The organism is Streptomyces sp. NPDC014991 (genome assembly GCF_043080665.1).
Taxonomy (GTDB): Bacteria; Actinomycetota; Actinomycetes; order Streptomycetales; family Streptomycetaceae; genus Streptomyces.
Map to the genome: position 1 here is coordinate 33,338 of NZ_JBIBVY010000014.1, position 12,412 is coordinate 45,749.

General features: G+C 72.3%; 9 protein-coding genes and 1 pseudogene. 6 read left to right on the top strand and 4 right to left on the bottom strand.

What is annotated here, in order from left to right; all coding sequences use genetic code 11:
• Complete coding sequence (locus tag ACF1BE_RS22030) at positions 1 to 1,878, top strand: exo-alpha-sialidase (protein WP_392200707.1); 1,878 nt, start codon at positions 1 to 3, stop codon at positions 1,876 to 1,878.
• Here the strand turns inward: ACF1BE_RS22030 and ACF1BE_RS22035 are convergent.
• Positions 1,828 to 2,868: a bile acid:sodium symporter family protein gene (locus ACF1BE_RS22035; protein WP_392200708.1), complete on the bottom strand. Its 1,041-nt coding sequence runs from the start codon at positions 2,866 to 2,868 to the stop codon at positions 1,828 to 1,830. The genes ACF1BE_RS22030 and ACF1BE_RS22035 overlap by 51 nt on opposite strands.
• A gap of 229 nt (positions 2,869 to 3,097) precedes the next feature.
• Between ACF1BE_RS22035 and ACF1BE_RS22040 the strand changes: the two genes are divergently transcribed.
• The 4 genes and pseudogenes from ACF1BE_RS22040 (at position 3,098) to ACF1BE_RS22055 (ending at position 7,803) form a co-directional block, all read left to right on the top strand.
• The gene (locus tag ACF1BE_RS22040) at positions 3,098 to 3,967 is read left to right on the top strand and encodes a LysR substrate-binding domain-containing protein (RefSeq protein ID WP_392200709.1); all 870 of its coding nucleotides are present in this window, start codon (positions 3,098 to 3,100) and stop codon (positions 3,965 to 3,967) included.
• 82 nt (positions 3,968 to 4,049) lie between these two features.
• A pseudogene (locus ACF1BE_RS22045) lies at positions 4,050 to 4,640 on the top strand (MFS transporter); the annotation flags it as partial.
• A 373-nt stretch (positions 4,641 to 5,013) separates the two neighbouring features.
• On the top strand, positions 5,014 to 6,840 hold the full coding sequence (locus tag ACF1BE_RS22050; RefSeq protein WP_392200710.1) for an AMP-dependent synthetase/ligase: 1,827 nt from the start codon (positions 5,014 to 5,016) through the stop codon (positions 6,838 to 6,840).
• A gap of 126 nt (positions 6,841 to 6,966) precedes the next feature.
• On the top strand, positions 6,967 to 7,803 hold the full coding sequence (locus ACF1BE_RS22055) for an aldo/keto reductase (protein ID WP_392200711.1): 837 nt from the start codon (positions 6,967 to 6,969) through the stop codon (positions 7,801 to 7,803).
• Between the two features lie 134 nt (positions 7,804 to 7,937).
• Here the strand turns inward: ACF1BE_RS22055 and ACF1BE_RS22060 are convergent, their stop codons facing one another.
• Positions 7,938 to 8,549, bottom strand: a complete 612-nt coding sequence (locus tag ACF1BE_RS22060; RefSeq protein WP_392200712.1) for an antibiotic biosynthesis monooxygenase family protein — start codon at positions 8,547 to 8,549, stop codon at positions 7,938 to 7,940.
• Positions 8,550 to 8,753: 204 nt separating this feature from the next.
• On the opposite strand from ACF1BE_RS22060, the gene ACF1BE_RS22065 reads away from it, so the two are divergent.
• Entirely contained in the window at positions 8,754 to 9,449 is a 696-nt protein-coding gene (locus tag ACF1BE_RS22065; protein WP_392200713.1) for a glycoside hydrolase family 75 protein, read from the top strand.
• A 22-nt stretch (positions 9,450 to 9,471) separates the two neighbouring features.
• Here ACF1BE_RS22065 and ACF1BE_RS22070 read toward each other — a convergent pair whose 3' ends face one another.
• Together ACF1BE_RS22070 and ACF1BE_RS22075 are read right to left on the bottom strand one after the other, a co-directional pair.
• Positions 9,472 to 10,398, bottom strand: a complete 927-nt coding sequence (locus tag ACF1BE_RS22070; RefSeq protein ID WP_392200714.1) for a class I SAM-dependent methyltransferase — start codon at positions 10,396 to 10,398, stop codon at positions 9,472 to 9,474.
• Positions 10,399 to 10,600: 202 nt separating this feature from the next.
• Entirely contained in the window at positions 10,601 to 12,397 is a 1,797-nt protein-coding gene (locus ACF1BE_RS22075; protein ID WP_392200715.1) for a glycoside hydrolase family 6 protein, read from the bottom strand.
• Positions 12,398 to 12,412: the final 15 nt, after the last annotated feature.

A 12,412-nucleotide genomic window follows, 5' to 3' on the forward strand; every position in this document is an offset into this window, starting at 1 on the left:
GTGCCGTCAGGTCTTCACGCCCGTCTCGGATCCGCACTGGCCACCGCCGTTCTCACCGTGGGCGCACTGCTGACCCCGCTCCTCCCGGCCCATCCGGCGCAGGCCCGACCGGCCGACGGGTCACCGGAGTTCGAGCAGCAGGTGCTGTTCAGGGCCTCCCAGGACCCCGGGTACGCGTGCTTCCGCATCCCGGCGGTCGTGCGGGCGGCCGACGGCACCCTGCTGGCGTTCGCCGAGGGCCGGGTCCTCAACTGCGGGGACGCGGCCGACATCGACATCGTGCTCAAGCGGTCCACCGACGGCGGGCGCACGTGGGGCCCGTTGCAGGTGGTCGACGAGGGCGCCGGCGACACCCACGGCAACCCCGCACCGGTCGTGGACCGCTCGACCGGGCGTATCTGGCTGGCGGAGACGTACAACACGGGCCGTACGGACAGCGCCAGTTGTTCGGTGCCGTGCGATCGCACCCCCCATCTGCGGTACAGCGACGACACCGGCCGGACGTGGTCGCCGCCGCGCGACCTGAGCCCGGAGATCCTGCCCGCCGACTGGAACTCCTGGTACGCCACCGGGCCCGTGCACGGCATCCAGCTCACCCGCGGCCGGTACGCGGGGCGCCTGGTGTTCGGGGTCAACACCGAGACCTGGGACGGCGGCAGGGTGAGCGCCAACCACGCGGCGCTGATCGTCAGCGACGACCACGGGGACCACTGGCGGATCGGTGCCACCGACACCTGGCCCGTCGCCGCCGACGGCACCTTCCGGCAGAAGCCCTCCGAACTGACCCTGGCCGAGCGCGGGGACGGTTCGGTGCTGGTCAGCGGCCGGGAGCAGGACGGCACCGACCTCGGCCACCGCACGCAGGCCGTCAGCCGCGACGGCGGCGGCAGCTTCACCGCGCCCTTCCGTGCCCTGCCCGGCCTGTACACCCCGCAGGTGCAGGGTTCGCTGCTGCGCCTGGGCGACCGCCTGCTGCTCGCCTGCCCCGCCGACCCCGACCGGCGCCGCACGATGATGATCCGCTCCTCCTACGACGGCGGCCGGACCTGGGACACGGTGGACCGCGGCACGGTGGTCACCACGGACTGGTCCGGCTACTCCGACCTGGTGCGCGTCGACCACGGCACGGTCGGCCTGCTGTACGAGGGCGGCGCGGTGGACGCGCGGGACGAGATCCGTTTCGCCCGCTTCACCGAGGACCGGCTCGCGCCGCGCCGCGGTCCCGACCCGGTCACCGCCGATCGCGCCCGGCACGCCCGCCCGGCCGCGGTGCTCGGCGACGCCCAGGAGACGGACGGGGTGTCCGGGGGCGCGCTGGAGTTCGACGGCACCGACGACGCCGTACGCCTGCCGTACCGCCCGGGGCTGCCCCTGGGCGAGAAGGACTTCACGGCGTCGCTGTGGTTCCGGTACACGGCGACGGCCGGGGAGCAGCCGATGCTGTGGATGGGCGGCATCGGCACCAGCCAGCCGCAGGTGTGGCTGCGCGGCGAGCCGGCGAACCACCGCCTCCAGGGGCTGGTCACCGTGCGGTACGGATCCGGTGCGCCGCAGACCGCGTACGTGCGCACGGACACCGCCTACAACGACGGCCAGTGGCACCACGCCGTGCTCCGCCGGGGCGCCGGCCGGCTGTCGCTGTCGGTGGACGGCGCCCGGTCGGACGTCGCCGGCCCACCGGGTTCCGTCAGCCGCAACTCCCCCTTCGGCGTCCACCTCGGCCGGCGCATGGACGGCCGCGCCGCCCTCACCGGCGCACTCGACGAGGTGCGTGTCTGGGACCGGGCGCTGACCGACGCGGAGCTGGCGGACCCGCGGGTGCTGCGGTCAGCGCGGGACACGGTCCTGTGGCTGCCCCTGGACGCCGTGCGCGGCTGACTCCCCGGCGGGGTCCGCGCTCGCCAGCGGGTCGCGGGCCCGGCGCTTGGCGATGACGGCGCACACCATCAGCTGCATCTGGTGGAACAGCATCAGCGGCAGGACGGCCAGGGAGGCGTGGGCACCGAACAGGACGCTCGCCATGGGCAGTCCGGAGGCGAGGGACTTCTTCGACCCGGCGAACTGGAGGGCGATCCGGTCCTCGCGGCCGAAACCGAGCGCCCGGCCGCCGTACCAGGTCAGCGCGAGCATCACGGCCAGCAGCACGGCCTCGACGGCGAGCAGACCGGCCAGCCGTACGGCGCTGACCTGGTGCCAGACGCCCTGGTTCACGCCCTCGCTGAACGCGGTGTAGACGACCAGCAGGATGGAACCTCGGTCGACGAGTCCGAGGACCCTCTTGTGCCGGGCGATGAAATCCCCGATCCAGCGCCTCAGCAGCTGCCCGGCGAGGAACGGAACCAGCAGCTGGCCCACGATCTTCACCAGCGAGTCGGCGGAGAAACCGGCTCCGCCGCCGAGCAGTCCCGCCACGAGCAGCGGGGTGAGCACGATGCCGGCGAGGGAGGAGAAGGAACCGGCGCAGATCGCCGCGGGCACGTTGCCGCGGGCCATGGAGGTGAACGCGATCGACGACTGGATCGTGGACGGCACCAGCGTCAGGAACAGCAGGCCCTGGTAGAGCGGCTGGGTCAGCACGGCCGGCACGAGCCCGCGCGCGGCGAGCCCGAACACCGGGAAGAGGATGAAGGTGCAGGCCAGGACGGTGAGGTGGAACCGCCAGTGGGTGAGTCCGGCCAGCGCCTCCCGGGTGGACAGCCGGGCACCGTAGAGGAAGAACAGGAAGGCGATCGCGGCCGTGGACGCGCCCGAGGCGACGTCCGCGCCGGTGCCGCGGGCCGGGAGCAGCGCGGCGAGACCCACCGTCCCGAGCAGGAGCACGATGTACGGGTCGATCGGCAGCCAAGCCGGCCAGCGCAGGCGTTTCACGGTGCTCCGATTGTGCTGTGCGTGTGTCGTCCGGTCCCGGGCCCGCGGGCCCCCTCGTCCATCGGCCCGCCCCCTCGTCCATCGTGCCCTTCCGTCGGCCGATCGGGAAACCCGTACACCGCTCTGACAGTCATCACGATCCACGATGACGGCACTAGGCCCTCTCGTTCGGATCATGCCGGGCTCGCGGGTCCGGCCTGATCCGAACGAAAGACCCTAGGCTCGGGGTGTGTACGAACCCACTCACCTGCGCACCTTCCTGGCGGTCGCCCAGACGCTGAGTTTCACCCAGGCGGCCCGGCGGCTGGGGCTGCGCCAGTCCACGGTCAGCCAGCATGTGCGCCGGCTGGAGGACGCGGCCGGCCGGCAGCTGTTCTCGCGGGACACGCATACGGTCGAGCTGACGGAGGACGGCGAGGCGATGCTGGGGTTCGCCCGCCGGATCCTGGCCGTGCACGAGCAGGCGACGGCGTTCTTCACCGGTACGCGCGTGCGTGGCCGGCTGCGATTCGGCGCCTCGGAGGACTTCGTCCTGACCCGGCTGCCGGAGATCCTGGAGGCCTTCCGCTACGACCATCCGGAGGTCGACCTGGAGCTGACGGTGGAGCTGTCCGGCACCCTGCACGAGCGGCTGGCCGCCGGGAAGCTGGACCTGGTGCTGGCCAAGCGGCGGCCGGAGGATCCGCGCGGCACGCTGGTCTGGCGCGACGACCTGGTGTGGATCGGCGCGGAACGGCTGCGCCTGGACCCCGACCGGCCGGTCCCGCTGATCGTGTATCCGCCGCCCGGACTCACCCGGGCCCGTGCCCTGGAGGTGCTGGAGCGGCAGGGCCGGCAGTGGCGGATCGTGTGCACCAGCGGCAGCCTCAACGGGCTCATCGCCGCGGCCCGGGCCGGCCTCGGTGTGATGGCCCACTCCCGCCGGCTGATCCCGCCCGGCCTGTTCCGGCTGCCCGAGCGCTCCGGCCTGCCCGAGCTGGGAAAGGTGGACTTCGTCCTCGTCCACGGCAGCCGCCGCGGCGCGACCGAGGGCGCCGCGGACGCGCTGGCCGCGGCGGTCCTGGCGGGCGGGGAGCGACTCCGGCGGCGGGGCGGGTGACGGGGAGGGTGACGGGCGGGAGCAGGGGTCAGCGGGGCAGGGGGTACGTGAGCTGCTTGACGCGGCGCAGGAACGGGGTCGTCTGCCGATGACGGTGGTCGCCATGCTGGTCGCGGTGCTGGTCGGACGGCTGCTGCACGGGGCGCCCGGGTGGCTGACGGTGGGCGGGGGGCTCCTGCTGATCGCGCCGGGCACGCTGTGCCAGGCGGTGCTGGACGCCGGTTCGGACTGGACGGCGCCGGCGCCCGGCTTCGTGCTGGTCGGGGTGGGCACCGGGTGTGTCGCGCCGACGGTGGCCGGGGCGGCCCTGACGGCCGTTCCCCCGGAGCGGTCCGGGATGGCGGGTGGCGCGGTGAACACGGTCCGGCAGCTCGGGTACGCGCTCGGGGTGGCCGTCTTCGGCACCGTCCTCACCTCACGGATGTCCGGCACGCTTCCCGCCGGCGCGGCCCACACGCTGGCCGGCGGTGGTGCCGGGGCGCTGCGCGGCCCGTTCTCCGAGCACACCCTGCGCTCCGCTTTCGCCTCGGGCCTGGACGGGGCGCTGGTGGTGGCGGGCCTGGCCGGGACGGCCGCGGCTGTCCTGGTGCTGGTGCTCGTACGGACGGGCCGGCCGACGCCCCGCGAGGCGCCTGGTGCGGCGCCGGAGGAGGTTGTGGCGGCCCGGAGGTGAACGAGGGGCCGGCCCCGCCCGGTGTGCGGGACGGCCACGGGGCGCGGCGCGGCCACCGGGCGTGGGGCGATCACCGGGCGCGGGAGGGCCGCCGGGCGCGACGTGGTGGTCCGCCGGCCGCCGGGGCGCGCGGGAGGCCGTAATCGGCCGGTACAGATTCGGTGGAGATTACGGTACCGAAACTTACTGACCCGTCAGTATTGTGTCCGGCCCTTACCCATGTGCGGGCATTTCGCGGACCCCGGCCGGGAAGAACGTGAGGTTTGCTACGTTTCCGTACCCCTCCCGTATACCGACCGGGTGGGGTAGCTTTCACGGCCTGACGGCGGTGTGCCGGCCAACGTCACTGAGGCGCGAGACACGGGGAGCGAGGTTGCGCGAGTTCACCAACCCGCCGCTGGAGTCGCCGGTGCCGGCCGGCGGTCTGGCGGACGTCGTCTTCGAGCAGGCGGTGACCGACCCGCTGCGCATCGCCCTCGGCCGCAAGGACCCCTCCGGGCAGTGGCGGGACGTGACCGCCGCCGGGTTCCGCGACGAGGTCATGGCGCTCGCCAAGGGCCTCCTCGCCCGTGGCGTCCGCTTCGGCGACCGCGTCGCGATCATGTCCCGCACCCGCTACGAGTGGACCCTGTTCGACTTCGCCCTGTGGACGATCGGCGCCCAGGTGGTGCCCGTCTATCCGACGTCCTCGGCCGAGCAGTGCTTCTGGATGCTGCACGACGCCGAGGTCTCCGCGGCGGTCGTCGAGCACGAGGACCACGCCATGACCATCGCCACGGTCATCGGCCGGCTGCCCCGTCTGCGCGAGCTGTGGCAGCTGGACGCCGGCTGCGTGCAGGAGCTGTACGACGCCGGGGCCCACGTGGAGGACGAGGTCGTGCACCGGCACCGGCAGGCGGTCACCCCGGACTCGGTCGCCACGGTCATCTACACCTCGGGCACCACCGGCCGGCCCAAGGGCTGTGTCCTCTCGCACGGCAACTTCATGTTCGAGGCGGACACCGTCATCCGGCGGTGGGAGCCGGTGTTCCACTCGAAGAAGGGCGACGAGGCGTCCACCCTGCTGTTCCTGCCGCTGGCGCACGTCTTCGGGCGGATGGTGGAGGTCGCCGCGATCCGCGGCCGGGTCCGCTTCGGGCACCAGCCGCAGCTGAACGCCGCCGCCCTGCTGCCCGACCTGGCCGCGTTCCGCCCGACGTTCATCCTCGCGGTCCCCTACATCTTCGAGAAGGTCTTCGACGCGGCTCGCCGCAAGGCCGAGAGGGACGGCCGGGCCGGGGCGTTCGAGAAGGCCGTCGACATCGCCGTGCACTACGCGGAGGCCGTCGAGGCCAAGGCCTGGGGCACCGGGCCCGGCCCGTCGGCGGGGCTGCGGATGCAGCACCAGCTGTACGACAAGCTGGTGTACGCGAAGGTCCGCGCCGCGATGGGCGGCCGGCTGCGCAACGCGATGTCCGGCGGGTCGGCGATGGACCGCCGGCTCGGACTGTTCTTCGCGGGCGCGGGCGTGCAGATCTACGAGGGCTACGGCCTGACCGAGTCCACGGCCGCGGCGACCGCCAACCCGCCCGAGCGCACCCGCTACGGCACCGTCGGGCAGGCCGTCCCGGGCGTCACCGTGCACATCGCCGACGACGGGGAGATCTGGCTGCGCGGCGGCAACGTCTTCCAGGGCTACCTCAACAACCCGAAGGCGACCGACGAGACCCTGCACGACGGCTGGCTGGCCACCGGGGACCTCGGCGCCCTGGACGCGGACGGCTATCTGACCATCACCGGCCGCAAGAAGGAGATCCTGGTGACCTCCGGCGGCAAGAGCGTCTCCCCGGGCGCGCTGGAGGAACGGGTCCGCGACCACCCGCTGATCAGCCAGTGCATAGTCGTCGGCAACGACCGCCCGTACATCGCCGCCCTGGTCACCCTCGACCAGGAAGCGGTCGCCCACTGGCTCCAGATGCGCAACAAGCCGAGACCGGCCCCGGCCGAGCTGGTGCGCGACCCGGACCTGGAGACCGAGGTGCGGCGGGCGGTGGTCGCCGCGAACACCCTCGTCTCCCAGGCCGAGTCGATCCGCACCTTCCGCATCCTGGCCCAGCCGTTCACCGAGGAGCACGGCCTGCTGACGCCGTCGCTGAAACTGAAGCGCAAGGCCATCGAGAAGGCGTACGAACGCGAGGTCGAGGCGCTGTACCAGGCGTGAGGGGCCTCTCACGGGTGTGACGCGTGACATGGATGGGATCGGATCGCGTGGTCAGGAATGCATGACGGCCCGTGATCGTTGAGCATGGCAGTACCACCTGTCGACAAACGAAGGATCAAGAGGCTCGTGAGCAGCAAGGTCCCCCCGATCATCCTCAACAACGGCGTCGAGATGCCCCAGCTGGGCTTCGGCGTCTGGCAGGTGCCGGACGACGAGGCCGAGCGGGCCGTCGCCACGGCGCTCGAGGCCGGGTACCGCAGTATCGACACCGCGGCGATCTACGGCAACGAAGAGGGCACCGGCAAGGCCATCGCCGCGTCCGGCCTGCCCCGTGAGGACGTCTTCGTCACCACCAAGCTCTGGAACAGCGACCAGGGGTACGACTCCACGCTGCGCGCCTTCGACGCGTCGCTGGAGAAGCTGGGTCTCGACTACGTCGACCTGTACCTGATCCACTGGCCGCTGCCCTCCCGGGACAAGTACATCGACACGTACAAGGCGTTCGAGAAGCTGCACGCCGACGGCCGGGTCCGCGCCATCGGCGTCTCCAACTTCCTGCCCGAGCACCTGCGCCGGCTGACCTCCGAGACCTCGGTCGTCCCGGCGGTCAACCAGATCGAGCTGCACCCGCATCTCCAGCAGCAGGCCGCCCGCGAGTTCCACGCGGAGCGGGGCATCGCCACCGAGGCCTGGTCGCCGCTCGGCCAGGGCAAGGGCCTGCTGGAGGTGCCCGCGGTGGTGGCGATCGCGCGGAAGCACGACCGCACCCCCGCCCAGGTCGTGCTGCGCTGGCACGTCCAGCTCGGCAACATCGTCATCCCGAAGTCGGTGACGCCGTCCCGGATCAAGGAGAACATCGCGGTGTTCGACTTCGACCTGGACGACGAGGACCTCGCGGCGATCAGCGCCCTCGACGAGGACCGGCGCCTGGGTCCCGACCCGGCCGCCTTCGACATGGCCTGATCCCCCGGATCCGACCAGACCGGCCCGGACCCGGGCCGGCACCGCGGCAGCACACGGCGGCCGTGCGCCCGCGCAGCAGCGGGGCGCACGGCCGTATGCGCATCACCGCTCCGCACTGCGGGCGGCTCGGGCGCTCAGTCGAGGCGCGCGTCCGCGTACACCACCTCGAACTCCTCCAGGCCGACCACGTCCGCGTGCGCCTTCGCGGTCGCCGCGTGGCGCGCGCTCGCCATGGCCGCGCGCGACGCGGCCATGCAGGCGCGGTCGTTGAACAGGGCGCCGGCGACGCCCCGGCCCCCCACGCGGTCGATCAGCAGGGACATCCTGGCCAGCCCCGGGAGGGATTCGGCCCGCGGCACCACCGTCGCCCGGAAGGTGTCGATGACCAGGTCTCCGTCCTGCGGGTCGAACTCCAGCCGGGTGACCCGCAGTCCGCCGCCCTGGAGGGGGTGTGCGAGGTGGTGGACCACCACCGCCTCGTAGGTGGAGACCGCCACCGTCCCCGCGAACGGCTCCAGAAGTCCCGCGCGCCGCTCGCGCATCACCTCGTCGCTGTTCCGGCGCGCCTCCTCGGTCTCCCACCAGCTCGCCGTGAGGATCTTGCCGAGGTCCCGGTCCGCGAACACGCTCGCCCCGCGGTATCCGGGGCGTTCCTCCAGCAGGACCCGCCCCTCGCTGTTCAGGGACCGCAGGGCCGTGTCGAGCAGTGCCGGATCGCCGGTCGCGTACACCGTGCGCACGAACATGAGCCTCGCCTCCCGGGGACTGCGGCCGCCCGGCACCGCCGGACCAGGTACGGCACATCCGACTCCTCCAGTCTCACGGGTGCGGCGAAGGCCCGCAACGCTCGGGATTAAGCCGTTCGCACTCCAGCGCTTGACGCGGGCATGGCGGCCGGGCACGGTGGAGGGAATCTGGTAAGGAAACTTTCCTAACAGAAAGGTCCTCCCATGCGTCTACGCACTCTGACCCTCGCCGCGTCCTCCGGCGCCGCCCTGCTCGCCGCCGGGCTCCTGCCCGCGCACGCCTCAGCCACCCCCGCGCCCAGGTCGGCGCAGGAGGGCACGGTCAGCGCCGCCGACCTGCTCTCGAAGGTGACGTCCTGTTCGCAGGTCTCCAACGGCAAGTACCAGACAGACGAGGAGACGTCGGCCACGGTCCCCGTGTGCGGCAAGAACGGGGCGGTGTTCTGGAAGGCGGACCTGGACATCGACTGCGACGGCCAGCGCACCACCAACTGCAACGAGGACCGCGACCCCTGGTACCAGGACGACACCGCCTTCCACCAGTCCGACGGCAAGCCACTGAAGGCGGAGACGCTGCCGTACGTCGTCGTGCCCAGCAGCAGCGGCATCTGGAACTACTCCAACGCCGGCATCAAGGGCGGCGGCGTGGTCGCGGTCATCCACAACAACAAGGTCGAGTACGCCGTCGTCGGCGACACCGGACCTTCGAAGATCATCGGCGAGGCGTCGTACGCCACCGCCAAGGCCCTCGGCATCGACCCCGACCCGGCGACCGGCGGCACCGACTCGGGCGTGACCTACATCCTGTTCAAGAACTCCAAGGTCTCCCCCATCGAGAGCCACAGCGCCGCGGTCACCCTCGGCAACCAGCTGGCCCAGCAGTTCATCGCGAACAACTGACCCTGCGCCCGCTGACGATCCGTCAGGCCGGCCGTACCGCGGCGTGCACCGTGTAGGCGCCCAGGACGAACAGATCCGGCCGCAGGTGCACGCTCGCCGGGTCGGACGGGTCGAGCAGCCGGTCGAGGGCGGCCCGGTCCCCGGCGTCGAGGGCGTCGCCGAAGCCGTCGCGCAGCCGGGACAGGTGCGCGGCGACGTAGCCGCGGGTCCTGCCGTCGGCCGGGGCGGGCAGGTCGAGCAGGAAGGTGCGGGTGCGGGTGCGGCCGAGGCCGGCGGCGGTCAGCAGGGCGGGCCAGTCCTCGGTCTCGGCGGCCGAACCGGGCAGGTCGGCACGCATCCGCGCGAACCACTCCTCCTCCAGTGCGTCCAGCCGCGCCTGCAGTCCGGGACGGCCGATGCCGATGTCCCTGGGCAGGAAACGGGAGGGCAGACCGCCCTCGAGCAGGGCCAGTGTGCCGCCGGGGGCGAGCCGCCCGGCGAACGCCGTGAGCCCGGCGCGCTGGTCGCCGAGGTGGTGCAGGCTGCGGCTGGCCCACAGCAGGCCGGCCGGCCGGTCCAGCGCATCCAGTACGCCGGGCAGTTCACCGGCGAGTGTGTCGAAGCGGTCGGCGACGCCCTGACGGGCGGCCCGGGCCCGGGCGCGCTCCAGCAGCGGCGCGGTGCCGTCGACGGCGACGACCCGGGCGCCGGGGAACGTCTCGGCGAACAGACAGGAGACGACTCCCGGGCCGCTGCCCGCGTCCACGATCAGGCCCGGCTCGGTCACCTCTTCCGCGAGCCACGCCATGGCCTGCTCGTAGACGGGGGTGAACAGCTCCGCCTGCGTCTCCAACAGGGGGCCCAGCTCGTTCCAGTCGATGTCCGTGCCGTGCCCGTGCCCGTGGCCGTGCTGGTGTGCGGTGCCGTGGTGGTCGTGGTGGTCGTGGTGGTCGTGGTGGTCGTGCGCCATGGCGGTCAGCCTCTCTTCCGGATGGAATCAGCGTGCGACGGCACACCGGACGAGAGCCACTGTCGTTGCCGGTACGGCAAAAACCGGGTGCGTCCCGGCAGGGCCGCCACCGGCGACGGCCTCCGGGACGGCACACGGAGCGGAGGGCGCGGTCCGCCGGGGCCCGGCCGATGGGGTCGGGCCCCGGCGGATCCTCACCCGGCTAAGGAAGCGCCGGGTACGCGTTCTGCATCAGCTGCTGGAACTGGGCGGAGAACCAGTGCCCGGCCAGCGGTGCGTTGGGCAGTGCGCCCGAGGGGTTGTTGCCGTTGCGGCCGTTGCCGCCGTAGGTGGGGTCGCACATCCGGTCGAAGCCCTTGCCCTCGTCGTTGTTGATGGCCGAGCTGGCTCCGTCCGACTCCCCCGGGGGCTTCACCCACACGTAGGCGTCGATCCCGGCCGCGGGGGCCGCGGTCGGCCGTTCGCCGAGTCCGGCACCGCTCTGGTTGCACCAGTTGCCGACGTGGATGCGCCGGTCGGTGCGGCTGCCGTTGACGTAGTCGTCGACGGAGGTCAGCGGGCCGGACTTGGTGGGCCGGGCGGCGCCGCCCCAGCCGTTGCGGGAGGTGTCGATCAGCATGCCGAGGTTGGAGTTGAAGCCGACCGAGACCAGCTTGTCCCGCAACGCCTGGGCGAAGGACTGCTCGTCCACGTACTGGTTCCAGTCCACCCACTTCGACTGGCGCACGGTCTGCCCGTTCACGCTGTCGGTGACCTTGAAGTACGGCTCCTTGGTGGGGCTGTAATTGGCGGTGTTGACGATGAAGCCGGTCACGTCGTTCACGCTGGCGCCGTTGGTCGTGGCGACCTTGTAGAACTCCTGGGCGGCGGGGCCGAGGTTGGTGTCCCAGCCGAGCCAGCCGTGGTGGCCGGCGTCGATGTAGTTGTAGACGTTCGGGATGGCGCCCAGCTTGTCCAGGGCGTAGCTGACGCCCTTCTCGTAGTTGCCGTTGGACTTCATGGTGGCGCAGGCCTCGGTGCTGCCTGCGGTGCCGCCGGCGTTGGTGGTGAGGTTGGGCAGCGAGTCGGGTTCGATGACGGTGGCGATGCGCAGGCCCGCGTACTTGGCGTCGGCCAGGATGGACGCGATCGGGTCGATGTACTGCGACTTGTACTTGTCGATGTCGTTCGGGCCGAGTTCGCCGTTGGAGGCGAGGGCGGCACAGTCGCGGCCGGGGAGGTCGTAGATGACCAGCTGGACGACGAGGTTGCCGGAGCCCTTCTGCTTCAGGGCCTCGTCCAGGTGGGCGCGCAGGCCCATGCTGCCGCTGACCCCGTTGATGGTGGCGATCCGGTCGAGCCAGACCGCGGTGGGCTGGTTGGAGATGCGGCTGCCGCCCGGTTCCGCGGCGGCCTTGGCGGACCACTCCGGGTTCACGTAGACCTTGGCGCCGGTGTAGGGGTTGTCGGCGCGGCTGCCGGTGTCCCCGCCGCCGCCTCCGCCGCCCGTGCCGCCACCGGTGTCCCCGCCGGTACCGCCACCGGTACCGCCGCCCGTGTCCCCGCCGGTGCCGCCGCCCGTGCCGCCACCACCGTCGACGTTGCAGGTGACGCCGTCGAGCGTGAACGTGGCGGGGACCGAGTTGGTGCCGCTGTAGGTGCCGTTGAAGCCGAAGCTGACCGAACCGCCGCTCGCGAGGCCACCGTTGTAGCTCTCGTTCGCGGCGGTGACCGCGGATCCGCTCTGGGTGAGCTTGGCGTTCCAGCCGCTGGTGACCTTCTGGGTGCCGCCGTACGACCACTTCACCGCCCAGCTGGACTTGGCCGCGGCGTTGTTGGTGACGGTCACGGCGGCGGTGAAGCCGGTGTCCCACTGGCTCTGGATCTTGTAGTCGACCGTGCAGGGCACGGCGGCGGCGACGGCGTCGGCGGAACCGGCCGGCAGGGCCGCGAACGCCGTCCCGGAGGCTCCGGCGAGCAGGCCGAGGGCCACCAGCAGTGTTGTTCGGGTACGACTCATGGGTGCGGGTTTCCT